Origin of the sequence: Thauera sp. GDN1 (assembly GCF_029223545.1) — a bacterium.
Taxonomy (GTDB): Bacteria; Pseudomonadota; Gammaproteobacteria; order Burkholderiales; family Rhodocyclaceae; genus Thauera.
The window spans coordinates 2,797,554-2,823,982 of sequence record NZ_CP097870.1; the positions used below are offsets into that span (position 1 = coordinate 2,797,554).

At 70.8% G+C, this 26,429-nt stretch carries 29 protein-coding genes; 14 read left to right on the forward strand and 15 right to left on the reverse strand.

Annotated elements, in window-relative coordinates:
* Positions 1–84: 84 nt before the first annotated feature.
* Both CKCBHOJB_RS12805 and CKCBHOJB_RS12810 read right to left on the reverse strand, forming a co-directional pair.
* On the reverse strand, positions 85–504 hold the full coding sequence (locus CKCBHOJB_RS12805) for a VOC family protein (RefSeq protein WP_281049056.1): 420 nt from the start codon (positions 502–504) through the stop codon (positions 85–87).
* A gap of 97 nt (positions 505–601) precedes the next feature.
* On the reverse strand, positions 602–1,540 hold the full coding sequence (locus CKCBHOJB_RS12810; protein ID WP_281049057.1) for an AEC family transporter: 939 nt from the start codon (positions 1,538–1,540) through the stop codon (positions 602–604).
* A gap of 145 nt (positions 1,541–1,685) precedes the next feature.
* Here CKCBHOJB_RS12810 and CKCBHOJB_RS12815 point away from each other — a divergent pair, with 145 nt between their 5' ends.
* The 11 genes from CKCBHOJB_RS12815 (at position 1,686) to mnhG (ending at position 9,734) form a co-directional block, all read left to right on the forward strand.
* A complete protein-coding gene (locus CKCBHOJB_RS12815; RefSeq protein WP_281049058.1) occupies positions 1,686–1,940 on the forward strand; it encodes a type II toxin-antitoxin system ParD family antitoxin in 255 nt (84 codons plus the stop codon).
* Positions 1,940–2,140 carry a type II toxin-antitoxin system RelE/ParE family toxin gene (locus tag CKCBHOJB_RS12820; RefSeq protein ID WP_281049059.1) on the forward strand — a complete coding sequence of 67 codons (201 nt, stop codon included), beginning with the start codon at positions 1,940–1,942 and terminating at the stop codon, positions 2,138–2,140. Before CKCBHOJB_RS12815 ends, CKCBHOJB_RS12820 begins: the two co-directional genes overlap by 1 nt.
* A 229-nt stretch (positions 2,141–2,369) precedes the next feature.
* On the forward strand, positions 2,370–2,528 hold the full coding sequence (locus tag CKCBHOJB_RS12825) for a type II toxin-antitoxin system HicA family toxin (RefSeq protein WP_281049060.1): 159 nt from the start codon (positions 2,370–2,372) through the stop codon (positions 2,526–2,528).
* A 38-nt stretch (positions 2,529–2,566) separates the two neighbouring features.
* Positions 2,567–2,977, forward strand: coding sequence for a type II toxin-antitoxin system HicB family antitoxin (locus CKCBHOJB_RS12830; protein WP_281049061.1), 411 nt, complete (start codon positions 2,567–2,569; stop codon positions 2,975–2,977).
* A gap of 121 nt (positions 2,978–3,098) precedes the next feature.
* Positions 3,099–3,488 carry a hypothetical protein gene (locus CKCBHOJB_RS12835; protein WP_281049062.1) on the forward strand — a complete coding sequence of 130 codons (390 nt, stop codon included), beginning with the start codon at positions 3,099–3,101 and terminating at the stop codon, positions 3,486–3,488.
* Positions 3,489–3,706: 218 nt separating this feature from the next.
* A complete protein-coding gene (locus CKCBHOJB_RS12840; RefSeq protein WP_281049063.1) occupies positions 3,707–6,625 on the forward strand; it encodes a monovalent cation/H+ antiporter subunit A in 2,919 nt (972 codons plus the stop codon).
* A complete protein-coding gene (locus CKCBHOJB_RS12845; protein ID WP_281049064.1) occupies positions 6,616–6,957 on the forward strand; it encodes a Na+/H+ antiporter subunit C in 342 nt (113 codons plus the stop codon). Before CKCBHOJB_RS12840 ends, CKCBHOJB_RS12845 begins: the two co-directional genes overlap by 10 nt.
* Positions 6,954–8,579: a monovalent cation/H+ antiporter subunit D gene (locus CKCBHOJB_RS12850; RefSeq protein ID WP_281049065.1), complete on the forward strand. Its 1,626-nt coding sequence runs from the start codon at positions 6,954–6,956 to the stop codon at positions 8,577–8,579. The genes CKCBHOJB_RS12845 and CKCBHOJB_RS12850 overlap by 4 nt, the downstream gene beginning before the upstream one ends.
* A complete protein-coding gene (locus CKCBHOJB_RS12855; protein WP_281049066.1) occupies positions 8,576–9,100 on the forward strand; it encodes a Na+/H+ antiporter subunit E in 525 nt (174 codons plus the stop codon). The genes CKCBHOJB_RS12850 and CKCBHOJB_RS12855 overlap by 4 nt, the downstream gene beginning before the upstream one ends.
* Complete coding sequence (locus CKCBHOJB_RS12860; RefSeq protein WP_281049067.1) at positions 9,097–9,381, forward strand: K+/H+ antiporter subunit F; 285 nt, start codon at positions 9,097–9,099, stop codon at positions 9,379–9,381. The genes CKCBHOJB_RS12855 and CKCBHOJB_RS12860 overlap by 4 nt, the downstream gene beginning before the upstream one ends.
* Positions 9,378–9,734, forward strand: a complete 357-nt coding sequence (gene mnhG / locus CKCBHOJB_RS12865; RefSeq protein WP_281049068.1) for a monovalent cation/H(+) antiporter subunit G — start codon at positions 9,378–9,380, stop codon at positions 9,732–9,734. The genes CKCBHOJB_RS12860 and mnhG overlap by 4 nt, the downstream gene beginning before the upstream one ends.
* Positions 9,735–9,762: 28 nt before the next feature.
* Here the strand turns inward: mnhG and CKCBHOJB_RS12870 are convergent, their stop codons facing one another.
* The 8 genes from CKCBHOJB_RS12870 to CKCBHOJB_RS12905 form a co-directional block, all read right to left on the reverse strand.
* Positions 9,763–10,461, reverse strand: coding sequence for an HAD-IB family phosphatase (locus tag CKCBHOJB_RS12870; protein ID WP_281049069.1), 699 nt, complete (start codon positions 10,459–10,461; stop codon positions 9,763–9,765).
* Entirely contained in the window at positions 10,454–12,385 is a 1,932-nt protein-coding gene (gene pabB / locus CKCBHOJB_RS12875; RefSeq protein WP_281049070.1) for an aminodeoxychorismate synthase component I, read from the reverse strand. Before pabB ends, CKCBHOJB_RS12870 begins: the two co-directional genes overlap by 8 nt.
* Before the next feature lie 10 nt (positions 12,386–12,395).
* Entirely contained in the window at positions 12,396–12,929 is a 534-nt protein-coding gene (gene fae / locus CKCBHOJB_RS12880) for a formaldehyde-activating enzyme (protein ID WP_281049071.1), read from the reverse strand.
* A 103-nt stretch (positions 12,930–13,032) separates the two neighbouring features.
* On the reverse strand, positions 13,033–13,869 hold the full coding sequence (locus CKCBHOJB_RS12885) for a formylmethanofuran dehydrogenase subunit C (RefSeq protein WP_281049072.1): 837 nt from the start codon (positions 13,867–13,869) through the stop codon (positions 13,033–13,035).
* Positions 13,866–14,834, reverse strand: coding sequence for a formylmethanofuran--tetrahydromethanopterin N-formyltransferase (gene fhcD, locus CKCBHOJB_RS12890; protein ID WP_281049073.1), 969 nt, complete (start codon positions 14,832–14,834; stop codon positions 13,866–13,868). Before fhcD ends, CKCBHOJB_RS12885 begins: the two co-directional genes overlap by 4 nt.
* The gene (locus CKCBHOJB_RS12895; protein ID WP_281049074.1) at positions 14,831–16,507 is read right to left on the reverse strand and encodes a formylmethanofuran dehydrogenase subunit A; all 1,677 of its coding nucleotides are present in this window, start codon (positions 16,505–16,507) and stop codon (positions 14,831–14,833) included. Before CKCBHOJB_RS12895 ends, fhcD begins: the two co-directional genes overlap by 4 nt.
* The gene (locus CKCBHOJB_RS12900; protein WP_281049075.1) at positions 16,507–17,802 is read right to left on the reverse strand and encodes a formylmethanofuran dehydrogenase; all 1,296 of its coding nucleotides are present in this window, start codon (positions 17,800–17,802) and stop codon (positions 16,507–16,509) included. The genes CKCBHOJB_RS12895 and CKCBHOJB_RS12900 overlap by 1 nt, the downstream gene beginning before the upstream one ends.
* Positions 17,803–18,098: 296 nt before the next feature.
* A complete protein-coding gene (locus CKCBHOJB_RS12905) occupies positions 18,099–18,809 on the reverse strand; it encodes a HisA/HisF-related TIM barrel protein (RefSeq protein ID WP_281049076.1) in 711 nt (236 codons plus the stop codon).
* On the opposite strand from CKCBHOJB_RS12905, the gene CKCBHOJB_RS12910 reads away from it, so the two are divergent.
* From CKCBHOJB_RS12910 to CKCBHOJB_RS12920, 3 genes are read left to right on the forward strand one after another with little or no spacing between them, the layout of a single operon-like run.
* The gene (locus CKCBHOJB_RS12910; RefSeq protein ID WP_281049077.1) at positions 18,808–19,956 is read left to right on the forward strand and encodes an ATP-grasp domain-containing protein; all 1,149 of its coding nucleotides are present in this window, start codon (positions 18,808–18,810) and stop codon (positions 19,954–19,956) included. The two genes, CKCBHOJB_RS12905 and CKCBHOJB_RS12910, sit on opposite strands and share 2 nt — an antisense overlap.
* Entirely contained in the window at positions 19,934–21,082 is a 1,149-nt protein-coding gene (locus CKCBHOJB_RS12915) for a hydantoinase/oxoprolinase family protein (RefSeq protein WP_281049078.1), read from the forward strand. The genes CKCBHOJB_RS12910 and CKCBHOJB_RS12915 overlap by 23 nt, the downstream gene beginning before the upstream one ends.
* Positions 21,070–21,645, forward strand: coding sequence for a protein kinase (locus CKCBHOJB_RS12920; protein ID WP_281049079.1), 576 nt, complete (start codon positions 21,070–21,072; stop codon positions 21,643–21,645). Before CKCBHOJB_RS12915 ends, CKCBHOJB_RS12920 begins: the two co-directional genes overlap by 13 nt.
* Before the next feature lie 132 nt (positions 21,646–21,777).
* On the opposite strand, the gene CKCBHOJB_RS12925 is transcribed toward CKCBHOJB_RS12920, so the two are convergent.
* Genes CKCBHOJB_RS12925 through CKCBHOJB_RS12945 form a run of 5 tightly spaced genes read right to left on the reverse strand, consistent with a single transcriptional unit; the run spans position 21,778 to position 26,388 of the window.
* The gene (locus CKCBHOJB_RS12925; protein WP_281049080.1) at positions 21,778–22,869 is read right to left on the reverse strand and encodes a trypsin-like peptidase domain-containing protein; all 1,092 of its coding nucleotides are present in this window, start codon (positions 22,867–22,869) and stop codon (positions 21,778–21,780) included.
* A 7-nt stretch (positions 22,870–22,876) separates the two neighbouring features.
* Complete coding sequence (locus CKCBHOJB_RS12930) at positions 22,877–23,716, reverse strand: (5-formylfuran-3-yl)methyl phosphate synthase (RefSeq protein WP_281049081.1); 840 nt, start codon at positions 23,714–23,716, stop codon at positions 22,877–22,879.
* 1 nt (position 23,717) lies between these two features.
* Positions 23,718–24,299 carry a DUF447 domain-containing protein gene (locus tag CKCBHOJB_RS12935; RefSeq protein ID WP_281049082.1) on the reverse strand — a complete coding sequence of 194 codons (582 nt, stop codon included), beginning with the start codon at positions 24,297–24,299 and terminating at the stop codon, positions 23,718–23,720.
* Positions 24,296–25,729, reverse strand: a complete 1,434-nt coding sequence (locus CKCBHOJB_RS12940; protein WP_281049083.1) for a DUF6513 domain-containing protein — start codon at positions 25,727–25,729, stop codon at positions 24,296–24,298. Before CKCBHOJB_RS12940 ends, CKCBHOJB_RS12935 begins: the two co-directional genes overlap by 4 nt.
* A complete protein-coding gene (locus CKCBHOJB_RS12945; RefSeq protein ID WP_281049084.1) occupies positions 25,708–26,388 on the reverse strand; it encodes a flavoprotein in 681 nt (226 codons plus the stop codon). The genes CKCBHOJB_RS12940 and CKCBHOJB_RS12945 overlap by 22 nt, the downstream gene beginning before the upstream one ends.
* Positions 26,389–26,429 lie beyond the last annotated feature (41 nt).

The following is a 26,429-nucleotide window of genomic DNA, read 5'->3' on the forward strand; positions in this document are numbered from 1 at the left end:
AATCGGGCTGCGAAGGAAAAGGACCCGCAGATACTGACGTGCGGCCCCGTTCATTCACCTCGGGCAGCCGGCGTGCGCCCCACGCTAGCCCGGCTTCATCGCGATCACCATCCACTGCACGCCGAAACGGTCGGTCACCATGCCGAAGCTCGCCGCGAAGAAGGTCTCTGCCAGCGGCATCTGCACCCGGCCACCGTCGGCCAGCGCGGCGAAGCGGCGTTCGGCCTCGGCGGGGTCGGCCACCGACAGCGTCAGCGAAAAGCCCGCAAAGCCCGCCTCTTCACTACAGCCGCCATCCGACGCCATCACCACCGACTCGCCGATGCGCATGCTGGCGTGCATCACCTTGTCGTCCCAGCCGGGGGGAATCGCCCCCGGCGGCGGCTCATCGGGACTTTCCCGGAAGCGCATCAAGGTCTCGACTTCCGCGCCCAGTGCGGTCCGGTAGAAGCTCAGCGCCTCCTCGCAGCGGCCGCCGAAGTTCAGATAGGGTTGGACCTGCATGATCGGTCTCCTCTGCAGTCCGGGGCTGTCTGCCCACGGACTTTCACTGTAGACCATGTCCAATTCCTGGTAACCGACGGCCGCAAGGCGACGAGCTTCAGCCGACCGTACCGCTCACCCACAGGAAGGCACTGATGGTGAAGAAGGAGGTCACCGTGGTCGCCACCAGCGCCGCGGCGCACAGCCCTTCCTGGCCATACTTCTGCGCGAGGATCGGATAGATGCTCATCATCGGCATGCAGGCATTGAGCACCGCTGCGGTCTGCAGCTCTGCCCCGTCGAGCGGCAGCGCGAGGAAGGCGAGGTAGACCACCAGCGGATGCAGCAGCAGCTTGCCGGCCACGATCAGACCGATGTCCCCGGCGGCAATCCTCACCTTCAGGCCCGCCAGGGTGCCGCCGATGTAGAACAGCGCCACCGGCGCGGCGGTGCTGCCGAGCAGTTCGGTCGCGCGCGCTGCGGGCAGCGGCAGCTTCAAGCCCAGCGCCGACAGCGCGACCCCGGCAAGGATGGCGAGGATCATCGGGTTCCTCGCCAGGCTCAGCACGATGCCGCGCAGCACCAGCGGCCACCGCCCCCCGCCACCGCCACCGAGCTCGGCCAGCGCCATCAGCAGCGGGAACATGATGAGCGCCTCGACCATCGCATACACCGCCAGCGCTGCGCTGGCGGTCGCCGGCGACAGCTGCTGTGCGATCGGAAAGCCGATGAAGGCGCTGTTCGAGACCGACATCCCCATCGCCAGCACGGCCGCCATCTGCAGCTTGCGTCGCAGCACCGTCATCGCCAGCGCCGCCACCAGACCGACCACCGCCAGTGAACCGAGCGCATAGGGCAGCAGCAGGTCGAGGCGCAGCTTCTGGGTGACCGAGCCGGCCGACATCGCGGTAAACAGCAGCGCCGGCAGCGCGAAGTTGATCACGAACACACCGAGCGCGCGCATGTCGGTGGTGGCCAGCACCCGCAGGCGCACCGCGGCGAAGCCCACGGCGATGAGGATGAAGATCGGGCCGGTGATGGCCAGGATGGCGAGCATAGGGGACGTCTGCGTCTTGAAGAAAAGGCGGGATCGATGACATCCCTTAGCAACCGCAGACGTAAGTCTACAGGCACACGATTGACGCCGACGACCGGCGCCGCTTTAACATCAGTTGTTAACCAATAGTGATTGAGTTGCCGTCATGCCAACCAGTGTTGCCTTGGGTAGTCATTTCGAGCGCTTCGTGCGAGAGCAGGTGCAAGCGGGCCGCTTCAACAATGCAAGTGAAGTGGTCCGTGCCGGCTTGCGTCTGCTAGAGGAAGGCGAACAGCGCCGACAACTCGAACTCGACGCCCTTCGGGCCGCGATCGCGGCCGGCCGGGCGAGCGGCGAGCCCAAGTCTGCCAACGTGGTGTTCGATCGCCTCAAGGCCAAATACGCCAACCAGGGACGCTGATGCGTCTGCGCTTCACCCTACTGGCCGAGCAGGATCTCGAATCCATCGCCGATTACATCGCCACTGACCATCCGCGTCGGGCGATCAGCTTCGTGCAGGCGTTGCGCCAGCACTGTAAACGTATTCTGCTCAATCCACCGGGCTACCGTCTGCGCCCGGAACTGGGCGAAGGCATCCGCTCCTGCGCTCATGGGAACTAGGTGATCTTCTTCGAGCCCACCGCCACGGACGTACTCGTGGTGCGCATCCTGCACGGAGCGCGGGATCTGCCCGCCCACTTTGCAGCGGACGGAGGACGTTCCGAGGGTCACGACACGCACGAGTCGTAGCGCGCGGCGGCGCCCACCTCCATGCACCCCGTATGATCCCGGGCTCCCCATCCAAGGCCCGCGCCCGTGGAATCAAACGCCTCCACAGGACGCAATCCGATTGATTCAGGAAGATGGCTGGTACCTCGTTGCAGTCAAGGGGAGTCACCACCAGTTCAAGCACCCGAACAAGGCGGGTCGTGTGACGATTCCCCACCCACGAACGGGCCTGCCGCCCGGAACGCTCAACAGCATCCTGAAGCAAGCGGGTCTCGAGTAAGCCCGCCGCAGCACGGCAGCCAGCGCAGGAGAATCAAAATGCTCTACCCCATTGCCATCGAACCCGGCGACGACGTGCATGCATTCGGCGTCGTGGTGCCGGACATTCCGGGCTGCTTCTCGGCGGGCGACACCCTCGACGAGGCGATCGCCAACGCGCGCGAGGCGATCGAGTTGCATCTTGAAGGCGTCGCCGAAGACGGCGCGGACATCCCGGTCGCGGGCACGGTTGCGCAGCATCAGGCCAAGTCCGAGTTCGCGGGCTGGATCTGGGCGGTTGTCGACATCGATGTGACGCGCTACATGGGCAAGGCGGAGAAGATCAACATCACCTTGCCAGCCTCGTTGATCAGGCGCATCGACGATTTCGTCGCCCGCCACCCGGAGTACCGCAGCCGCAGCGGTTTCCTCGCGCAGAGCGCACTGGACCGGATCACGCACTCGGCCTGAGCGCTGGCCTTCGGCGTGGCGCGGGTCGCCGCGCACGCAAACTGAAACAATCCCCGATTGACGCGCCCCACCGCGCAGGCTCAGGCTTGCAGCACCTCATCACCGCATGCAAGGAGCAAACATGAACCGACGTCTGGCAGGACTGGCCCTGTGCCTGAGCATCGCCACGCTGCCGCAGTTCGCGATGGCGGATAACGGCAAGGGCAAGGGTGCAGAGATGCGCGATGTCATCCCGGGCGAGCAGATGCGCCTGGACGCCGGCCGTAGCGCGGACGTTCGCCAGGACGCCCCCCAGCGCGAGCGCCGGGAAGCGAGCGCGCAGGAGCGCGAGTACGAGAAGGCGGAACGCGAACGCGGCCGCGAGAACGACAAGCGCTACGACGAGCGGATGCGCGAGAACGACAAGGCGCAAAACGAGCGTCTGCGCGAACGGGACAAGGCCAGGGACGAACGGGTGCGCGAAACCGGCAAGGCGAAGGACGAGCGCCTCCGCGAACGCGGCAAGAACTGAGGCGGCATCGATCTCAAAGACAAGGGGGCTTCGGCCCCCTTTTTTCATTTCGGCGCGATCGATGACGAACGGCGGAAACTTTATGCCGGGAATCCCATCTTGTTACATTCGCCTGCAAACGAGGCCCGAATCTCTGCCGCCCCTCGACCTGAGTCGCCAGGGACTGGTAAAAGCTAACTGGTGCATTCTGCACCGCCCTCCTATCCCGACCCCGGTCAATGCTGCTCGCCTCGCTCATCCTCGTCCCGTTCCTCGGCAGTGTCCTCGCGGCACTCATGCCGCAGGACGCGCGCAATCGCGAATCCTGGCTGGCGATCGCGGTGGCGGTCTGCGGCCTGCTGATCGCCCTCGCCCTGTTCCCGAAGATCGCGGGCGGCGAGGTGCTGCGCGAGGAGTTCGCCTGGCTGCCGGCCCAGGGCCTCTTCTTCGTGCTGCGGATCGATGGGCTGGCCTGGGTATTCACCATGCTGGTGCTGGCGATCGGCCTGCTGGTGGTGCTGTATGCGCGCTACTACATGTCGCCCGAGGACCCGGTGCCACGCTTCTTCTCCTTCCTGCTCGCCTTCATGGGCTCGATGCTGGGGGTGGTGCTGTCGGGCAACCTGGTGCAGCTGGTGGTGTTCTGGGAGCTCACCAGCCTGACCTCCTTTCTGCTCATCGGCTACTGGCACCACCGTGCCGACGCCCGTCGCGGCGCGCGCATGGCGTTCACCGTGACCGCGACCGGCGGCCTGTGCCTGATGGCCGGGGTGCTGGTGCTCGGCCACATCGTCGGCAGCTACGACCTCGACACCGTGCTCGCCGCCGGCGACCGCATCCGCGGCCACGACCTGTACCTGACCGCGCTGGTGCTGATCGCGCTCGGCGCGCTCACCAAGAGCGCGCAGTTCCCCTTCCACTTCTGGCTGCCGCACGCAATGGCGGCACCGACGCCGGTGTCGTCCTACCTGCATTCGGCGACCATGGTGAAGGCCGGCGTGTTCCTGCTCGTGCGGCTGTGGCCGGCGCTGGCGGGCACCGAGGAATGGACCTGGATCGTCGGCGGTGCCGGGGTGTGCACGCTCCTGCTCGGCGCCTTCATCGCCATCTTCCAGCACGACCTCAAGGGCCTGCTGGCGTACTCGACGATCAGCCATCTCGGCCTGATCACCGTGCTGATCGGCATCGGCACGCCGCTGGCGATGGTGGCGGCGATCTTCCACATCCTCAACCACGCCACCTTCAAGGCCTCGCTGTTCATGGCCGCCGGCATCATCGACCACGAATCGGGCACCCGCGACCTGCGCGTGCTGCGCGGGCTGCGCCACAAGCTGCCGGTGACCGCCACGCTGGCAATCGTCGCCAGCGCGGCGATGGCGGGCGTGCCGCTGCTCAACGGCTTTCTGTCCAAGGAGATGTTCTTCGCCGAGACCCTCCACGTCGGCGGCGACCGCAACTGGTGGATGTCGTACGCCGCGGTGGCGATGGGCATGTTCAGCGTCGCCTACTCGTTGCGCTTCATCTCGATCTTCTTCGGCACACCGGCGCAGGACCTGCCCCGTGATCCGCACGAGCCGCCGCGCTGGATGCGCTTTCCGGTAGAGCTGCTGGTGCTCGCCTGCCTCATCGTCGGCATCGCACCCGGCATCAGCATCGAACCGATCCTGCACATCGCGGTGCACGCGGTGCTCGGCAGCGCGGCGCCGGACTACGACCTCGCGGTCTGGCACGGCCTGAACCTGCCGCTGTTCATGAGCGTGGCCGCGCTGATGGGCGGCGTGCTGCTCTACGTCGTGCTGCGCCGCCATTTCGGCCTGCAGCAGCGCGAGCGCGTGCCGCTGATCCATCGCTTGAACGGCGCCCAGGCCTACGAGACCACGATGCTGCAGCTCACCCGCGCGGCGGAGTGGCTGCTGCGACGCGTCGGCACCCGAAGGCTGCAGCCGCAGTTGCTGCTGATCATGATCACGCTGCTGGCGACGCCGCTGCTGCTGGCCGGCGCGCCGCCGGCATGGACGTCGATCGCGCTGCAGGATTTCGATCCGCTGTTCGCCGGCATCTGGCTGATCGGCGCCGGCTGCGCGGTGGCCGGGGCATGGATGGCGAAGTATCACCGCCTGGCCGCCCTCGCCCTGATCGGCGGCACCGGCATCGTCACCGCGGCGACCTTCCTGTGGCTGTCGGCCCCCGACCTCGCGCTCACCCAGCTGATGGTCGAGACCGTCACCACCGTGCTGATCCTGCTCGGGCTGCGCTGGCTGCCGCCGCGACTCGAATCGATCGCCGCCGCGCCGCAGCCGCCGCACCGCGCCTGGTTACGGCGCGCGCGCGACCTGGCGATCGCGACCGGCGGCGGCCTCGCGCTGGCCGCGCTCACCTACGCCGTGCTGGTGCATCCGGCCTCGGACACCATTGCGGATTTCTTCCTGCTCGAGGCCCTCGGCGGGGGCGGCGGCAGCAACGTGGTCAACGTGCTGCTGGTGGACTTCCGCAGCTTCGACACCCTGGGCGAGATCACCGTGCTCAGCATCGTCGCGCTCACCGTCTATGCCTTGCTGCGCCGCTTCCGTCCCGCGCCCGAGAGCACCGGCATCCCGCCGCAGCAGCGTTTCGAGGCGGATCCGGCAAGCCGGCAGAGTCCCGCCGAACAGGCCGACAGCGGCTACCTGCAGGTGGCCGGCATCTATCTGCGCCTGCTGCTGCCCTTCATGGGGGTGATCGCGGTGTATTTCTTCATGCGCGGCCACAACCTGCCCGGCGGCGGATTCGTCGCCGGACTGATCTTCGCGGTGGCGATCCTGGTGCAGTACATGCTGGCCGGCACGGCCTGGGTGGAGAGCCATGTGCACCTGCGCCCGCACCGCTGGCTGGGCATCGGGCTGCTGCTGGCCTGCGCCACGGGCCTGGGAGCGTGGGTGTTCGGCCATCCCTTCCTCACCACCCACACCGCGCATGTGCACTGGCCGGTGGTGGGAGAACTGCACCTGCCGAGCGCCTTCGTGTTCGATCTCGGCGTGTTCGCCGTAGTGGTCGGCACCACGATGCTGATGCTGGTCGCGCTCGCGCACCAGTCGCTGCGCGCCCACCGCCAGCCGGGCGAAGAGCTGGCCGAAGGCGGCGTCGAGGCCGCCGACGGGAGGGCGATGCGATGGAACTGACCCTTGCGATCGCCATCGGCGTGGTGTTCGGAGCAGGCATCTGGCTGATCCTGCGCCCGCGGACCTTCCAGCTCATCACCGGCCTGCTGCTGATGTCCTATGCGGTCAACCTGTTCATCTTCGCGATGGGCCGGCTGTGGGTGGACAAGCCGCCGATCACGCCCACGCCCGACATCGATCCGGCGCAGTTTGCCGACCCGCTGCCGCAGGGTCTGGTGCTGACCGCGATCGTGATCGGCTTCGCGACCACCGCGCTCTACCTGGTGATGATGATCGGCGCGCGCGGCCTGTCCGGCAGCGACCACGTCGATGGCGAGGAGCCGCGCGAATGAGTCCGCTGCCCTGGCTGCAACATCTGATCATCGTGCCCGTGCTGCTGCCGCTGCTCGCCGGCGCGCTGCTGATCCCGATCAACCAGAAGCGCCACACGCTGAAGTTCGGCGTCGGCCTGGCGAGCAGCGTGCTGCTGTGGGTGGTGGCGGTCGCGCTGCTGGCGATGGCGGACGGCGGACACTGGCCGGGCGGCATCGGCGTGTATCTGGCCTCGAACTGGGTGGCGCCCTTCGGCATCGCGCTGATGGTGGACCGCCTCGCCGCGCTGATGCTGGTGCTGACCGCGACCATCGCGCTCGCCGTGCTGGTGTTCTCGGCGCGACGCTGGGATCGCGTCGGGGTGAGCTTCAATTCGCTGTTCCAGTTCCTGCTGATGGGGCTCAACGGCGCCTTCCTGACCAACGACCTGTTCAACCTCTTCGTGTTCTTCGAGGTGATGCTGGCCGCGTCCTACGGCCTGGTGCTGCACGGCTACAACCTGCGCCGGATCCAGGCCGGCATGCAGTACATCGCGGTCAACCTGGTGGCGTCGCTGCTGTTCCTGATCGGCGTGTCGCTGATCTACGCCGCCACCGGCACGCTCAACATCGCCGACCTCGGCGCGCGGGTGGCGGCGCTCGGCGCGCAGGACGCCTGGCTGCTGCAGATCGGCGCCACGGTGCTGGCGCTCGCCTTCCTGACCAAGGGCGCGATGTGGCCGCTCGGCTTCTGGCTCCCCACCACCTACGCCTCGGCCTCGGCGCCGGTGGGGGCGATGCTGGTTCTGATGACCAAGGTCGGCGTCTATGCGGTGCTGCGGGTGTGGCTGGCGGTGTTCGGCGACCAGGCGGGCGCCCTCGGCGGCTTCGGTTTCGCGGCCCTGAGCGCTGGCGGCATGGCGACCCTGGTCTTCGGCGCGATCGGCATGCTGGCGAGCCAGGACGGCGGGCGCATGGCAGGCTACGGCGCGATCATCTCCTCGGGCACGCTGCTAGCGGTGATCGGGCATTCGGGCAGCGCGGTGCTGGCGTCGGGCCTGTACTACCTGCTCGGCTCGACGCTGGCGATGGCGGCGTTCATGCTGCTGATCGAGCTGACCGAGCGCATCCGCCCGCCCGGTGCGGCGCTGATCGCGATCACGATGGAAGCCTTCGCCATCGAGGACAAGCCGGAGGACCCGGTCGGCGTCGGCATGCCCGGCACGCTCGCCTTCCTCGGCCTCAGCTTCGCGGCCTGCGCGCTGGTGATCGCAGGCATGCCGCCGCTGTCGGGCTTCGTCGCCAAGTTCAGCCTCTTCCACGCCATGCTGGCGGCGGCGCCCGCCGGCGTGCCGGGCACGACCTGGCTGCTGATCGCGCTGATGGTGGTCGGCGGCCTGGCGGCGATCATCGCGCTGATGCGCCTCGGCGTACGCACCTTCTGGGCCTCGGGCGTGGTGACGCCACCCCGGCTGCAGGTCTCCGAGGCGGCGCCGGTGGCGGCCCTGGTGGTCGCCTGCGTGCTGCTCACCGTGCAGGCGGAACCGGTCTTCGACTACCTGGGCCGCACGGTGGATGGCCTGCTGCACAGCGGCGGCTACGCCGAGCGCGTGCTGGGCGAGCCCGCCGTGCAGCGCGTGCCCGGGGCGGAGGCGGCACGATGAAGCGCTGGCTGCCCTCGCCGCTGTTGTCCGCCAGCCTGTTGCTGATGTGGCTGCTGCTCAACCAGAGCATCGCAGCAGGGCACTGGCTGCTCGGCGGCGCACTGGCGATCCTCGCCCCGCTGCTGGCGCGCCCGCTGCAGCCCCATGGTCATGCCCGCATCCGCCGCCCGCTGGCCCTGTGCCGCCTGCTGTGGTTCTCGGCGATCGAGATCGTGCGCTCCTGCTTCAACGTCAGCCAGATCATCCTGCTGCGGCGCTCGGCCGAGGTGAATTCGCAGTTCATCCGCGTCCCGCTCGACCTGCGCAGCCCGCATGGTCTGGCCCTGCTGTCCTGCCTGATCAACTCCACCCCGGGCACGGTGTGGGTGGAGATCATCCCGGACAGCCACGAACTGCTGCTGCACGTGTTCGACCTGCACGACGAAGCGTGGTGGGTGGAGACCATCAAGACGCGTTACGAGCAGCCGATCATCGAGGTGTTCGAAAGCGCGGAAGCGGAAGACCAAGGAGAACGCAAATGACGACCGCGACCCTGCTGTCGGCGGCGACCCTGTTCGCGCTCGCCTGCGTGGTGCTGGCGATGCTGCTGTGCACGCTGCGCCTGATGATCGGTCCGTCGGCGCAGGATCGCGTGCTGGCGCTCGACACGCTGTGGATGTGCACCATGCTGCTCGCCCTGATGCTGGGCATCCGTCACGGCAGCCAGATCTATTTCGAGGCGGCGCTGATCATCGCGCTGCTCGGCTTCGTGTCGACGATCGCGCTGGCCAAGTTCCTGATGCGCGGGGAGGTAATCGAATGAATGGCGCCGAAACGCTGTCGTGGTGGGTGGCGCTGCCGGTCGCCTTCCTGCTCGTGCTCGGCGGCCTGATCACGCTGATCGGCACCCTCGGCCTGGCCCGCCTGCAGAGCTTCTACCAGCGCATCCACGGCCCGGCGATCACCGTCACCCTCGGCGCCGGCTGCATCCTGGTGGCCTCGATGCTGTACTTCACGGTCACCCAGTCGCGGCTGGTGATCCACGAGGTGCTGATCAGCCTGTTCGTGCTGATGACCGCACCGGTGGTGTCGATGCTGATCATGCGTGCCGCCGTGTATCGCGATCTGCGCGCCAGCCGCGGGGCCGACGGCGCAGAGGACCCGGACTCGCCCTGAGCGCACCTGGCGCGCGCGGCCCCCGCCCCTACTCCAGGCGCTCGATGATCCGCCAGCCACGGGCCTCGGCGTGGGCGCGCAGGCCCGGGTCGGGGCGGACCGCAACGGCCTCGTCGGCCCACTCGAGCAGCGGCAGGTCGCTGCACGCATCGGAGTAGAAGATGCGCTGGCGAAATCCGGCCGCCGCCGCGGGCGACTGGCCATCGCGTCCGACCGTCCCGGCGGCACGCTCCCGCAACCACGCCTCGACGCACTCGACCTTCGCCGCGCCGTGGCACAGCGGGCCGCGGTAGTCGCCGCTGAAGCGCCCCGCCTCGACCAGCGGCCGGCTGGCGAGCAGATGCGGGATGCCGAAGGCGCGCGCGAACGGGCGGGCGACGATCTCGTTGGTCGTGGTCACGATGCAGCACAGGTGCCCCGCCTGCAGGTGATCCGCAACCAGCGCGCGGCTGGCGGACGGCAGTTCGGCGCTGATCGCCGCCTCGAAGCGGGCCTGCAGCGCGGGAAGGTCCTCCCCTGCGATCGCGAGCAGATGCCGTGCGGCGAAGCGGTGCAGTTCCTCGACCGAGTTGCGGCCGGCGACGTAGCCGCGGCAGACGTCCAGATAGGCCTCGTCGGTGCCGGCCGCGAGCGCGCCCTCCCCGACCATGAAGCGCGCCCAGCGCAGGCCGCTGTCGAAGGGGATCAGCGTGAAATCCAGATCGAACAGCGCGAGCGTGTCAGCCACGGCCGGCGCGCGCCGCTTCGGTCGCCGGATGGCGGAAGCGCTCGGCCTCGCCCGCCGTCAGCCGCGCCTCCACCACGCCGCGCAGGGCATTGGTGAGCACGATGCGCTCGGCGCGGAACAGGTCTTCCACCCGCAAGGCCTGCTCGCGCGCCGACCATTCGGGATCGTCCAGCAGCGCGGCACGCATCGTGCCCGGCAGCACGCCGCGCCCCACGGGCGGAGTCACCCATTCGCCGTCGATGCGCAGGAAGACGTTGCTGCGCCCGCCTTCGGTGAGCCAGCCGTCGGCGTCGAAGAACAGGGTGTCGAAGGCGCCCCGCGCCTGTGCCGCGCGGATGCCGGCGTCGTAGCGCCCGCGCAGCGTGGTCTTGTGGGCGAACAGGCCGTGCGCATCCTCGATCGGCGCGGGCGCGAGCAGCACCTCGACCGGCCCGGGCGGCAGCGGCTCGAGCGGCGCGACCACGATCTCGAAGCGACCGTCCTTGTGCAGCGCCAGCCGCATGCGGCTGGGCTGGCCGGGGGCGAGGCCCGCAACCTGCTGGCGCAACGCGGCAACGATCTCGGCGCGCGGGCAGGCGAAGCCGAGCGACGCGGCGCTGGCGGCCAGGCGAGCGAGATGGCGCTCGACCTGGCGGATGCCATCCTCGCGCGTTGCGTACATCGTCTCGAACAGGCTGAAGCCGGGGTCCAGGCCGGTCAGGAAGCGCGCCTTGAGTGCGCACTCCTCGAATTCCTCCTCGGCCCGGCTGTCGATGACGATGCCCGCCCCCACCCCCATGCGCCCGTCACAGCCCGCACCATCGGCGCGCCGCTGCAGGGTCAGGGTGCGGATCGTCACCGACAGGCAGAAGTCGCCGCAGGCCTGGTCCGGGTGCCGGGGCGCATCGATCCAGCCGATGCTGCCGGTGTACAGGCCGCGCGGCGTGGTCTCCAGTTCGGCGATGATCTGCATCGTGCGGTGCTTGGGCGCACCGGTGATCGAGCCGCAGGGAAAGAGCGCGCGCAGCAGCGTGGCAAAGCCGGTGTCGTCGGGCAGTTCGGCCTCGATGCTCGAGGTCATCTGGAACACGGTCGGGTAGGCCTCGACCGAGAACAGCGCCGGCACACGCACGCTGCCGGTGCGGGCGATGCGGCCGAGATCGTTGCGCAGCAGGTCGACGATCATCAGGTTCTCGGCACGGTTCTTGGTGTCGCCGGCGAGCATGCGCGCGATCTCGCTGTCGCCCTCGGCCTCGCGCGCGCGCGGCGCGGTGCCCTTCATCGGCCGCGCCGACAGGCGTCCGCCATCGTTGCGCAGGAAGAGTTCCGGCGAGCACGACAGCACGAAATCCGGCCCGATCGTGCCCGGCGGCAGCGCAATGAAGGCGCCGAAGGCCACCGCCTGGCGCGCGCGCAGCCGGCGGTACAGGCTCACCGGCGCGCCGAAGCTGCGGAAATCCAGCCGGTAGGTGTAATTGACCTGGTAGGTCTCGCCCTCGCCGATCGCAGCGTGGATGCGGCCGATCGCGTCGCAGAAGGCGTCGTGGTCCACCGAGGGGCGGATGTCGAGCACGCCGGCCGCGGCGGGCGCGCGGCCGTCCATGCCGTGACCGCCGGTCTCCTCGCGCTCGCGCGCCTCGAGCCAGGCATCGACCGCGTCGGCGGCCAGGTGCTGCAGATGCTCGAACATCAGCACGCGCAGGCTGCCGCCGTGCTCGGGCGCCAGGCGCTCGTGGCCGGCCTGCAGCAGGCGCGCGCCCCACTCGTAGTCGGCCAGCACCACCGCATGCAGGCCGGCGCGCAGATCGCGGTCGGCCGCCGCCCACACCGCGTCCAGCGTGGCCGGGTCGTCGCAGCGGTGCTCGCGCACGAAGCCGGTATAGAGCCGGCTGGTGGGCGCGGCGGCGGTGGCGTGGCAGTCGTCGAGCAGGGCGAAACAGGTCATGGCGAGCGACTCAGCTCCAGTCGTCCATGTCGTGCTTGATGGTGTGGCGGTTCGCGATCAGCTCGTCGAAGCTCGGCTCGTTGTTGAGCGCGCGCTTGATCGCGAGCTTGGTGGCCTCGTAGTTGGTGCGGTACATGTCCTTCTTGTCGAGGTTCGGGTCCTTGGCGCAGCGCGGGTCGATCCACACCAGGCTGATGATGCACAGCTCGTCGGCCAGGGCGCGCGGGATGATGCCCTCGATCACGCAGTCGAGCACCGCGTCGGCGGTGGCCGACTGCACCACGCCGCCGAAGAGCTCGATGTTGGCCGTGTCCTTCAAGGTGACCTTGGGCACCGTGATCGTCGCCGGGCGCACCATCTGGTTGCAGGCGCGGATCGCGAACATCGCGGTGTGGCCCTTGCTCTGCGCCATCATGTTGGCGAAGGCCTGGCCGACCGGGCCGTCGCTGCGACCGATCAGGATCTCGGGCATGGCGTCGGTGAATTGGCCCTCGGCGGCCAGCACGGTGGCCTCACCGGCGTGGAAGACGTAGTTCTTGCTCATTCGCGTGGTTCCTTTCGAGAGGTTGGATGCGGCCCGACGCGCTCGGTGCCACCGGTTGGGGGTATTCGATGTCTTGGTCGCAGGGTCGCTGGCGCGCCCGCTCTCATCCGGGCAGCAGCCACTCGCCCTTGCCGTCCGCGGCCAGATCGCCCACCAGGCGGCGCGGCGCGCGCACCGGCAGCGCAGCAAACGGGCCGCCATGATAAGCGAGGCTGCGGCGCAGCAATGTCCAGAAAACGACGATGTCTTGATGCGTCGCGACGAAGGTGGAGGGCACTGCGGGCAGCGGGCCGGCGAACACCAGCGTGCCGCGGCGCATGCCGTAGCCGCAGTGCGCGCCCACCCGGCCGGCGACCGCGATCGTGCCGGCGACCATGCGCGCGGCGAGGAAGTCGCCGGCGTCGCCGTGCAGCACCACGGTGCCGCGGCGCATGCGATCGCCACAGCGCGCGCCAGCCTTGCCGCGCACGATGAGCGTGCCGCCGCGCATGCCGTCCATGCTGCCGGGCAGCGCGCCGGCGGCGAAGTCGCCGACATCACCCGTGACCTCGATCAGCCCGCCCGTCATCTCGCCGCCGACGAGTTGCCCGGCACTGCCCTGCACGCGGATCTCGCCGCCGCGCATGGACAGGCCCAGGCGGTCGCCGACCGCGCCGGCGATGTGCAGCACGCCGCCGTCCAGGTCCTGGCCGATGGCGTCGAAGCGCGACAAGTCGCCGTCCAGACGGAGCTCCGGAGCCGACTCACCCGCCACGCCATCGAGCGCCGCAATGTCGAACAGCTCGCCCAGCGCCAGCCGCTCGTTGCCATGGCGCACCTCGACGCGCGCCACCTCGTCAGCCGTCATCGCCGCCAGCCGCGCCGGCAGCACGCCGCCGAGATCGACGCGGAAATCCGGTTGCGCCTTCAGGCGCAGGCACCAGCCTCGTGTCGCGCTCATGCCGCGCCCTCCCCGCCGAGCAGCTTGTGCAGATGGAAATGGAAGGGCCCGAGCTTGCCGCCGTAGTTGCCGGCAGAAATGCGCGTCACACCCGCCGCCGCGCCGCGCGCGACGATGGCCGCGATGCCGGCGCGCATCGCGGCGGAGACATCGGCCTCGGTCAGGCCATCGATGACGATCTCCATCACGCAGCGGGTGTAGTCGTCGAGCTCGCTGCGCCTGGCCAGCGGCGTCAGCGCCGGGCAGAAGGCGTCGTTGGTCGAGGCCATCAGCGAGGCGTACTTGCTGCCGACCTTGGAGCCGGAACGCACCACGCCACCGGGGAAGGGCATGATCGCGCCGCGTACCGCGCGCATCGCCTCCACTGCAGCCTCGGCCCCGGCCAGCGCGGCGTCGGTGTCGCGCGCCAGCAGCAGCAGGTTGCCGCCGCCCACCGCCTTCACCAGCGCGGTGGTCTCCTCGGCGACGAACTCGCCGTCCATCACCGGCACCCGCCAGTAACGCTTGCCGTCGATCATCTTGGAGATCTGCCAGCCGTCGCCGAAGAAGCGCAGATTCCTGCCGAGCGCGATCGCCTCGCCCTCGTCCAGTCCGGCGTAGACCGCGGTGGTCGGGCAGGTCAGCACGCACTGGCCGACGCGGCGCTCGAGCTGCTTGGCGAGCTCCTTGCCCGACATCGAGAACAGCAGCACCGACGCCCCCGGCCGGCCGTCGGGCGTCTCGTCCGCGCCCAGCATGCGCTCGATGCCGGCCTCACAGCCGCAGGCGATCACCGAGGTCGCAAAGCCGGTCATGGAAACGGCCGCGTTGCGCGCCCAGGTCTCGTTGTGGGCGGTGATCAGCACCCTTGTCGCCTTCATCGGAAAGGCCTCGGCGAAGGTGTCGTCGATCGTCACGCCGTTCAGCGTCACGCTGCCTGGCGCCGCGTTCATCGCGCTGGTCGTCTCCTGCGCCGGGCTGCTCATAGCGCCCTCCCGCGGCCGTGCACCTTGCACGCCAGCAGCGCGCCGCCGTTGGCGCACGAGCACAGCTCGTCGGTGCCGATCTTCATGTGGCGGTAGCTGATGCTGGCGTGGCGGTCGGCCCAGGCCTCGACCGTCTTCTCGATCGCCGGGTCGTAGTCGGCCTCGACGAAGTGCGTGCCGCCCACCGGCACCGCCTCGATGCGGCCCTTGCGCGCCACCAGGCGGCCGTCCTTGAACACGTACTCCGGGGTGGCGAACATCGCCTCGCGGTCGGCCTCCTCGCGATACACCGCGATGTCGGCCGCGGCGCCGATGCCGAGCTGGCCGCGGTCGGTCAGACCGAGCAGGCGCGCCGGCGCGGCGCGGGTCATGATCGCGATCTCGTAGAGCGAAAGCTCGCGGCGGATCTCGCGCAGGTCGGCCATCGCCGCCACGTCCGGATGCAGGCGGGCGAGCTGCTCGTCGCGGAAGCTCTTGTCCATCAGCAGCTTGATCAGGTGCGGGTAGCTGGTGAAGGGGCCGCCGTTCGGGTGGTCGGTGGTCAGCACCACGCGCCAGGGGTCATCCATCAGCAGGAAGATCTCCAGCCCGATCGCCCACTGCAGCGCGTTCACATAGCTCTGCTCGCGGTAGCGGAAGGGCACCACGCCGCAGCCGGCGTCGCACTCGATGTCGCCGCCGACGTACTTGCGCGGGCTGCCGAGATCGGCGTTGGCGAACTGGCGCATGGTGTCGCCGGACGCGGTGACGGTCTGGCCGAAGATGATCTGGCCGACGTCGATGCTGACGTTGGGCGCCGCATTGACGCGCTCGACCAGTTGCCGCGCCGCCGAGGAAAACTTCTTCGGCCCCTCCCTGCCGTAGCTGTGGAACTGGATGTGGGTGAGGTGCCCGGGCAGGCCCTCGAGCGCGTCGATGGTGGCGAGCGTGGAGTCGATGTTGCCCGCCACGCCCAGGTTGCTGGCGTGGATGTGCAGCGGATGCGGCACGCCCAGCTCGGACAGCGCGCGCGCAAGGCTGTGCACCACCTGGCGCGGCGTGACCTGCCAATGCACATGGTCCTCGTCGACGTCGAGCTTCCTCTGGTTGAACTTGAAGGCCGAGATGCCGCCCGGGTTCACCACCTTGACGCCCATCGCCTTGCTCGCGCCGATCGCCCAGCCGACGTAGTCGCGGATGCGCTGCGGATCCTCGCCGCGCGCCAGCATCTCGAGGAAGAGTTCCTCGTTGCCGAGCATCACGTAGGCGCCGTGGTCGAGGATCGGCGTATCGCCCATCTCCATGTGCGCCTGGCGCGCGTTGGCGGCCAGCATCGCCGGCTCGAAGGCGGTGGTGTAGCCCATCTGCGCGTAGCGGTAACCGGTCTCGAGCGTGCCCGGGGTGCAGCAGCCGTTGGAGGCGAGCTCCAGCAGCGAGTCGCGCGGGCGGTTCAGGCGGTGGTCCTCGGGCAGCATCATGCGCGCCAGGTTCACCTTGCCGCCGCCGATGTGGGTGTGCAGGTCGATGCCGCCGGCCATCACCACGCAGCCGGCGAGGTCGTACTCGGTGTCGACCTTGTCCTGCGCATGCAGCGCGACGATGCGGCCGTCGCGGATGCCGAGGTCCCTGACCTCGCCGTCGACGCCGTTGGCGGGGTCATAGACGCGCCCGCCCTTGAGCCGAATCGTCGTCATTACGCGCCCTCCTTCGCCGCAGTGCCGGTGGTCAGGCGTCCGACCAGCGCCCGCGCCACCTCGGCCACGGTCGGCAGGCCGTCGTCGCGCACCGCGTACAGCGGCAGCGACACCACGTTGTCCGAACGCAGCAGATGGCCGTCGGCGTTGATGCCCGGCGTCGCCACCGGGATGAACACGGAGCCCGCCTGCGCGCAGCCCGCCGTGAGCCCCGGGTGGCCGAGCACGATACGGGGCAGCGCGGTCTGCGGCGGCGGCAGACCAGGCGTGAAGCTCGCCACCCATAGCAGCAGATCCACCGCGCGCTCCTCCAGCAGACGCGCGCTGGCGTACTGCAGCGGGTCGTGACCCACGCCCTGCGGCCCCACGCGCGAGCGCAGCGGCAGGCCGGAGAGCCAGCTCATCGCGCCGTTGGCGGTCTGCGCGCCGTCGTTGCCACCGAGGGTGAAGGCGCCGGCGCGGGTCTTGCGGTTGAGGTTCATCAGCAGGCGCAGCAAGGCTTCGCCGACCAGCGCACCATGCGGCGGCAGGCGGGCGGGCTCCCAGACGATCACGCAATAGCGGGCGGCGCGCATGGCCTCGGCCAGCGCCGCCAGCACGCCATCGGCGTCGTGGATGCGCCGGCCATCGACCAGCGCCGCCAGCATCGCCACCGTGTCGAAGGCATCGCCGGGCGGACTGACCGCATCGACCGCGCTCGCCCACGGGATGTCGGCAGCCGTCGGCGTTCCCTCGCCTGCGGCGAGGAACACCACCCGGGCGGCCGAGTCCTTTCCCTCGACCGGCGCACAGCGGCGGAAGAACTCGGGGTGGCCGGAGACCGCATCGGTGCCGACGCAGACGATCAGGTCCGCGCGGTTACGGATCTCGGCGAGCGTGGTGAACATCTGCCCGCGGTCCTGCAGCATGCGCAGCGCAGGCATCATCGCCTCGCCGTGAGCGTGATCGAGGATGGCGCCACGCACGTTGGCCAGGCGGTACAGCGCGCGCATGCCCTGCACGTCGGTCGCAAGTCCGCCGAACAGCGGCAGGCGCGCCGCGGCCAGACGATCGGCAGCGGCGTCGAGCGCGGCATCGAGATCGCAGGCCACGCCATCGACGCTGGGCGTGAGCGCACCGATGTCATCCAAGGCGGCAAGCCCGGCGCGGGCGCGCGGACAGTCGCTGCCACGCAGCCGCAGCGACGACCCGCTCTCCAGCGCGAAGCCGTCGCACAACAGGCTGCAGAATGGGCAGGTCCAGGTTCCCGGCTGCGCGGCTGCCCCGGCCGCGGCCCCGTCGGAAGTCGTATTCATGCGCACGCCTCATGCAAGCGATATGCCAGGCCGCGGCGTTTCCCTTCGGCCACGGTGCGAGCGAACCGGGCCGGGGCAGCGTTCAAATCTGGCACAGCCCGGGCGGAGCCTGCGGAGGCCAACTGTGCCACAACTGAGCAGGCGCAGGCCGAGCATCGTCGCCCCTCGCGATCGGGGATCCGGGGGATCCGCGCGCAACCCTGCGCATGCGCCCGTCCAGCCCCCGGCTTCGTCCCGCAGCCAGCCCAGCGCAGTGAGACGCGACTCCGGCCCGGCGGACTGGCACGATTCCTGTATCACGCGCCGGCATGGCGCGCATCGAGGCGACCATCGTGCAGTGCCGAGGCCACCAGCCAGGCTTGCGCGCCCGCCTCGGCCGCGCGTTGCAGATCTGCCGCATCGCGGATGCCGCCGGCACCGATCAGCTGCGCGTCGGGCCGCAGCGCGCGCACGCTGCGCAGCGTGTCGAGGTCGGGTCCGGCCTCGGCACCGACACTGTCTAGCGTCATCACGATCACGCGCTGGGGCCACCATTCCGGATGGGCGTGGCAGCCGGCGGCATCGAGCAGGCTGCCCTGGCGGCGATCGAGTGACAGAATGCAGTGTTCGCGGTGAGCGTCCAGGCAGCGGCGCGCGGACTCGGCGTCGGCGAGCGACTCGCTGGCCACGATCGGCGTGACCCGCGCGGCGCGCGCCCCGAGGCGCCGGCGCAGGGCGTCGATCGCCGCCACAGCGCGAAAACCGCCGTCGAGCCAGATGTGCACCGCGGGCAGACGGTCGAGCAGCGCGACGACGATGTCGAACTGCAGGGCGCCGCCGGTCAATGCGTCGAGATCGGCGACGTAGAGGGTGTCGCTCACCGCACGCTCGAGCAGGCGAGGCGCGAGCTCGAGCGGCGCACTGGATTCACACAGGGACGACCGGATCGGCCGGTAGGCGCTGCGCTCGCCGCGCACGCCACGGACGACCTGGCCGGCCATCAGGTCGATGACGGGAATGAGCTGCATGGACAGGACTCGACGGATTCTGGTGTTCGAATTTATCAGCGCGGGGGGGCTGGGAGAAGCTGCGGCCCCGTCCGCCAGCGAGGCTGACGCCGGCGTCGAAGCGGAACCCCTGCTCGCCCAGGGCGCGCGCATGCGCGACGCCCTGCTCGCCGAACTCCTCGCCAGCCCCGGGCTGGAGGTGCTGGTCGCCGACGCCGGCCTCGTCCCGCTGCCGACGCGGTTCCAGGCGCCGCCCGCCGGTTCCGGACAGAGCAGGCTGCGCGTGCTGCCCACCGCCGGGGCCGGCGATCTGGTGGACCGGCTGCGCACGGCTGCGGCCGAGGTCGACCTGGCCTGGGTCACCGCGCCGGAGACCGACGACATCCTGCTGGAGCTGTGCGCGGCGGTGCCGCCGGCGCGCTGGATCGGCTGCAGCGCCGACGCGATCCGTCTGGCCAGCAGCAAGACGCGCACCCGCGAACACCTCGCCGCCCACGGCCTGCCCGTCCCGACCGCATGGACGCCGGCGCAGTCCCTGCCATCGCCCGCGGACCACCCGGGCGCCGATCGCTGGGTACTGAAACCCGACGACGGAGCCGGCGGCGAGCACACGCGCGTGTTCCCGAGCTTCGCGGCGGCACGCGCGGCCTTCGATGCGGCGTGCGAGCATGCCGCCGCGGCCCCAGGCGATGGCGAACGCGCCGACGAACCGCGCTGGACGCTCGAGGCCTGGGTCGAGGGCGAGGCGCTGAGCCTGTCCCTGCTGTGCAGCGCCGGCCACTGCGAGGTGCTGAGCGTCAACCGGCAACGGGTGGCGGTGGCTGCCGATGGCCGGCTCGGCTACGCCGGCGTCGACACCGGCGTCGAACCGCCCTCGCCACCGCTGCAGGCGCTGGCCGCACGCATCGCCGCCGCCGTGCCCGGCCTGGCCGGATTCGTCGGCATCGACCTGGTCCGCACGGCGGACGAAGGGCTGTGCGTCGTCGAGATCAATCCGCGCCTCACCTGCGCCTATGCCGGAGTCGTCCCCCCGGCCGGCGATGGCGACGACGACCGCCAACCTGCCCTGCGCGGCCGCAACCTCGCCGCCGAGATCATTGCCGCCCACGACGCCGCACTTGCCACCCCAGCGATCGACACCGCCGATGTCCCCACCGAACACGCCTGAAACGCTCCCGCCTGGCGCCGCGCGCCTGGCCCACTCGCCCCACTCGCCCCACTCGACGCACTCCGCGGACGCAAGCGCCTCGCCCCTCATCGGCTGGGACATCGGCGGCGCCCACGTGAAGGCGAGCCTGCTCGAAGGCGGCACGGTCACCGCCATCGGCCAGTGGCCGACCCCGCTGTGGAAGGGGCTCGGCCATCTGGACGAAGCGGTGCAGGCCGCGTGCGCACGCTGGCCGCAATTCGCCCACGCCCGCCATGCGGTGACGATGACCGCCGAGATGACCGACCTCTTCCCCGACCGCGAGGCCGGCGTGCGCGCGCTGTGCGAGCGCCTGGCCGCCCTGCTCGGCCCGGCGGTGCGCTTCTACGCCGGCGAGGCCGGCTGGCTGGCTGCCGACGCGGCGGCCGCGCACTGGCAGGCAGTCGCCTCCGCCAACTGGATCGCCACCGCCAGCCTGGTCGCGCAGCGCCTGCCGGAGGCCGTGCTGGTCGACATCGGCAGCACCACCACCGACCTGATCCCGATCCGCGACCACCGCCCGGTCCCGCTTGGCCGCAGCGACGCAGCCCGCCTGGCGAGCGGCGAGCTGGTCTATCTCGGCGTGGTGCGCAGCCCGCTGTGCGCGCTCGCCCGCCGCATCCGCTTCCGCGGCACCGCCTACAACGTCATGAACGAGTTCTTCGCCACCACCGCCGACGTGTTCCGCCTCAGCGCCGAACTGGACCCCGCACACGACCACTACGCGCCCGCCGACGACGGCGCGCGCGACGAGGCCGGCAGCCGCCTGCGCCTGGCGCGCATGATCGGCCACGACGCGCGTGACGCCAGCGCCGAGGAATGGCGCACGTTCGCGCTGCGCTGGCGGGCGCAGATGCTCGCCGAGATCCGCCGTAACCTCGCCCGCGTGCTCCGCCACTCGGGGCTGCCCGCCACCGCGCCGCTGGTCGCCGCCGGCTGCGGCGCCTTCCTGGTGCGGGACCTCGCCGCGCAGCTCGGTCACCGCTGCATCGATTTCGATGCCCTCGCCGCGGTCGCGGCCGACTGCGCAGACTGGGCGCGGGTGTGTGCGCCGAGCGTCGCCGTCGCCCAGCTCGCCGCCAACCCGGATACGCCATGCTGGTCGTGAAGCTCGGCGGCAGCCTGCTGCGCGACCCGCTGCTGCCGGCCTGGCTGGACCGGCTCGCCACCCGGGGGGCCGGGCAGACCGTGATCGTGCCCGGTGGCGGCCCCTTCGCCGACGCGGCCCGTGCGCTGCAGAAGGAATGGCGGGTGGACGACGTCTGCGCGCACAACATGGCGGTGCTCGGCATGGCCCAGACCGCCCGGCTGCTGCACGGAATCGAGCCGCGACTGGCGCTGGCGGATTCGGAGGCCGGCCTGCGCGCGCGCCTCGCCTCGGGCCGCGCCGTCATCTGGCTGCCACTGGCGCTGCAGCGCGACGCACCGGACCTGCTCACGAGCTGGGACGTGAGCAGCGACAGCCTGGCGGCCTGGCTCGCGCTGCGCCTGCGCGCATGCGCCGTGGTGCTGGTGAAGTCCTGCGCCGTACCAGCGCAGGCCACGCCGGCCGCACTCGCGGCGGCAGGCATCGTCGACCGCGCCTTCCCCAGCTACGCCGCGCAATGCGCCCGCGCCGGCATCGCCTGCGACGTGGTGACGCGCACCGACATGGAGCAGGTCGTGGGCTGAGCCACGCAGGCCCCGAGCAGGGTTCTCCCCTGGCCAGCGGACCGGTGCGCGCGCCGCGTCCGCGGGTCCGAGACCTTTGCGGCCAAGGCCGCTCCCACGGGGCAGCGCAGTCGCGGCGAGGCAGTCCGATCCTCAACGCGGGCTGCCGGCGCCGGCGCTGGCGGCATCGCGCAGCGGCCCGACCAGGGTCTCGATCCTCATGATCTCCTCGCTCTCCACGCTCGGCGGCACCGGCGCACCGCGCGGGTCGGGACCGCGGCGGCCGTCGAAGACGAGGCCGCGGCGCGCGGCGCCCTCGCCGACGATCAGCGGCCGCCAGCCATCCACCTGGGCGAAGCCGAGGCGAACCGGACCGGCCGCGTCCGCCAGCACGAGCTCGATGCCCGCCCGCTCGAACGCCAGCACACGTTCGAGCGAACGGAAGAAGGCCACCGCATGCACCATCTGGTTGCGATGGCGATGGGCGTAGGCCGGCAGCACGCCCGCGACCGGTGACACCCGCAGCTGCATGATCCCCACCACCCGCCATTCGCCGTCGGGCTGGCGCTCCAGCACCGGGCCGCCCGACATGCCGGCCTCGAAGGCGCAATCGACCGCGACCAGGCCCGTCACCGGACCGCTTTCACGCGCGCGGCAGCCCTCCTCCACCGCCACGCCGGGACGCGTCCAGCCCGAATACGGGAATCCGATCGTCATCAGCGGCGCGCGCGGCAGATAGTCGCCGCTGCCCGGACGCAAATGCGACAGGTAGCCGTATTCGCGGCCGAGGCAGTCCTCCAGTTCGAGGATGGCCCAGTCGCCGGTCATGCCCCGCGGTGCCGCCGGATGGTAGTTGCCGTAGTCGACCACGCGTGCGGTGCTGCGGCTGCGGAACAGCCCGGGCCGGGCCGGGTCGGGGCCGATGTGGAAGCTCAGCGCCCGTCCGGTGCGCGGCCCGCCGGCGAGCTCCCTGCCGGCGATGGCCTGCGCATCGCGGAAGAAGGCGGAGTGGAAGGCGGTCATCACATGGCATTCGCCGACCAGGAAGGCGGTGCCGACCTGGCGGCGGCCATTGAGCAGCACGCCGACCGAACGCAGCAGCGGCTGGTCGGCGAGGCGGTATTCGCGGCGGTCGGCGACGAAGATGTTGGCCGTGGCGCCGGCCGCGAAGCCCAGCGCGCACAGCAGGGCGAGCGCGCGGCCCGCGCGCGCCAGCGATGAGCGGGGGCTGCGGCGCGCGGCCATCGCAGACTCACACGGCGAGCATTTCCGCCGTCGTCCGGGTCGGCGCCTGCGCACGGCGCGACGCCGTCCCGATCGCCGCGCGCAGCGCCGCCAGGCGCAGCGGATCGAGCCGGCCCTCGCGGCTGCCGTCGCACACCGCGCTGCGGAAGCCGGCGAAATCCGGCGCCAGACTCGCCAGCTGCGGCAGGTCGGCGAGGCGCAACGCCCCCGCCAGGCCCACCATGCGTCCAGCCGCATGGGCGCGGTCGATGAAGGCGGTCAGTTCGTCCGCGCCAAGCAGCTCGAGCAGGCTGCCCGCGCGCTTGGCCTGGGTATCGGCCATGACCGCGGCGAAATTCGGCGCGCAGGCGGCGTCGATCACGGCCCGGTCCAGCCCGTCGTCGGCGATCAGCACCGGCACGATCGCGAGCGGCAAGGCCGCGAGCGCCTCCAGCACCGCGCACGCCGCCGCGCCGCGCCCCGGCACGCCGACCTTGACCAGGTCGACGCCGCAGGCGCCGACCGCCCTCGCCTGCGCGAGGATGGCGTCGAGCGCCTCGGGCGGCAGGTCGCCGATCGTGGCGCTGATCATCGGCGCCCCCGGCCGGGCGCCGCCCCGCATCGCCAGGCGAACGGCCGCGTCGGCAGGCTCTTCGAAGCCGCCGGGTACGGCTCGTTCGCCCTCCCCACGCGCGTGCTCCGGCTCGCCTCCGTCCGCCCGCAGCGCCGCCACCACCGCGCGGATCACCGGCAGCGCCAGCCCGCCGAGGGCGCCCGCAGACGGCTCCTTGAGGTCGATGAAATCCACCCCGGCGCGCAGCGCCTCGCGCGCCTCGGCGACATCGCGCACGCTCACCAGCATGCGCATGTCAGCGCAGCTCCGGCGCGCGGGCGTAGAAGTCCTCCTTCGCCGCGTACAGCCAGTCCCAGGCCTCGAGCTCGCGCGCGCCGGCGGTCTTGTCGATGGCGATCTGCAGGTAGTCCATCTCGGTCTCGACCTTGTCGCGCGGTAACATGCCGAGGCGGCTCACCAGCACCGCGCCTTCGATCACCGCGGCCTGCGCGCGGTTGAAGCCGGGAAAGGCGCGATGCACGCCCTCGCGGCCGCGGCGCATGTGCAGGGTCGGGCGCAAGGCGTCGTCCTGGTCGCCGGTCAGGGTGAGCTCGACGTGGGCGAGCGCATCCTGCAGGCGGCGGCCATTGAAGCCCTCGAGCGCCAGCGTCGGCCACTCGCGGCGGCCGGTGACGCAGCCGGCGAACACGCGCACGTCGTCGGTCAGGTTGAGCACCGCGCAGCGGGTGGCGAGGATGTTGTCGAGCGTCTTCGAGGGCTTGAAGGGCATCAGGACGACGCGGGCGTCCTCGTCCTCGCCTTCGTAGCGCACGCCCATCGGCGCGAGATGCAGCTCGCCGGCGGGCGACAGGGTGCTGACGACGGTTTCGAAGATCATTCTGCGGACCTCTGCGGGACGGGTTCGGGCCGCTCGGCGGGCGGCCGCTTCTTCTTGGTGGCGCCGGGGGCGCAATACACGAGCATGTCCTGCGCCGCGCGCTCGGTGGCGCAGCCCCAGGCCAGCGGCTGGTCCTGCGCATAGCGCTTGCCGAGCGACCAGGCGATCTCGGCGCGGGCGAGCTCGACGCCCATGTAGAAGGCGTGGCCGCCGTCCTGCTCCAGCCCGAGGCGCGGCCACAGCGCGAAGGGGTCGGCGCCGACGTGGTGGCCGTCGCGGTTGTAGACGTGCAGGCCCTGGGGCGAGATCTGCACGCGGAAGTTGGGGTCGCGCACCGCGGCGGCGATCTCGGCGATCTCGGCGGGCGTGTCCGGGAAGGGCTGCTTGTCGTGCACAGTCATCAGCTCGTCGCTCAGGCCCTTGGGCAGGGTGGCCGATTCGCGCGCGGCGAACATGACGCGGCGGGCGACGTCGGCCTCGCGCACCGCGCGCCGCGCGTGGCCGCTGACCTCGGTGGTGAGCACCGCGGCGGCGCGCAGCTCGGCGGCGATGCCGAACAGCACGGCGTTGATGCCGCTGGTGTCGGCCTCGGTGAGCTCGGTGACGTTGCCCACGCCCATCATGATCGCCACCTCGGGGTGGCGTTCGCGCAGGCGCTGGTAGCGGCACAGCGAGGCGAGCAGCCCGAAGGGGATGGGGTCGAGGATGGCGTCGGCGAGGAAGGGCCGGCCCAGGCGCTGCATGTGCAGGATCGCTTCGTCGAGCGAGGCCTCGTCCGCCGGTTCGCGCGGGATCAGCACCGGGGTGGCGGCGACCTCGTCGGCGATCCACAGGGTGTCGGCGGTCAGGCTGAGCAGGTAGTCGGCGCCGGCGCGCCCGCCGCGCAGCAGTTCCTCCGGGTCGAGCGAATCCACAGACACCATCAGGCCCTCGGCCTTGAGCGCGCCGACGCAGTCTTCCAGGTGCGGGAAGGGCGTCGCCGGCAGGCAGCCGATGTCGATCACGTCGGCGCCGCAGGCGCGCAGCTCGCGGGCACGCGCGACCACGGCGGCGACGTCCATGCGCGGCGCATCGACGATCTCGGAGAAGATGCGCGTCTCGTAGCGCGACAGGTCCACCGCCCTGGCCGCACGGTTGAAGTGGCGCGGCAGGTCCTTCAGTTCCTCCGGGCCGCGCTCGACCGGCACGCCGTAACGGGCGCTCAAGGCTTCGAGGTCGCCCCGGCAGCGCCCCGGCACCATCACGCGGTCGAAGCCGTGCACGTCCGCCGGCTCGAGCCGGCGGTGGATCATGTCCGCCGTCATCAGCCCGGCCACCTGCAGACCGAGCTCCCGCACCGTCCAGTGGAAGGGCGGCGGCTCCATGCCGGCGAGCACCTTCTCGAGGTTGTGCTGCGCCAGGCGGCCGGTCAGGAAGAGGATGCGTTCCATGTCAGCCCAAGCTGGTCCAGACGGCGCTGCAGCAGCGCCTCGAGTTCTTCCGGCGATTCGACGACCTCGCAGAAATCGATGCGGCGCAGGCGCTCGACGTTCTCGAGCTCGATGTTGCGCGGCTTGAGTTCCACCCACTCGCGCGGGCTCCGGGTGACGACCACCGGCTTCATGTCGCAGGCGAGCACGATGCCGGGAATCTCCAGCTTGCCGGCCTGGGCGAAGATGTTGGTCGGCAAGGTGTCGGAGATGCCGAAGGCGCACTTGGCCACCGTGTTGCTGGTCGCCGGGGCGACGATGACCGTGTGGTAGACGTCGTCGTACAGCATGCCCACCGGCACCGAGCTCGCCGTCTTGTCGCGGAACACGCGGCAGCGCTCGCGCAGCGCGGCGATGCGGTAGTCGTAGAGCGGCAGCACCTCCTCGGCCGCGGCGGACAGGAAGAGGTCGATCGCGGGCAGGCGCAAGGCCAGCTCGATGCACTCGACGAGGTAGTGCCCCGAGCCGGTCAGCGCCCACGCGAAGCGGCTGCGCCGGCTCATGTCGCCGGCCGTGCCACCGGTCGGAAACACCGCATCCTCCTCGAAGGCGCGCCGCCCCTCGTCGTGATGCGCGGGGATGGAGGCACCGTGCACGTCCCTTGCTTCGTTGTGCGACATCGATCTGCCTGGTTGATCCGAGCGGCTGTCTGCCGCCTGCA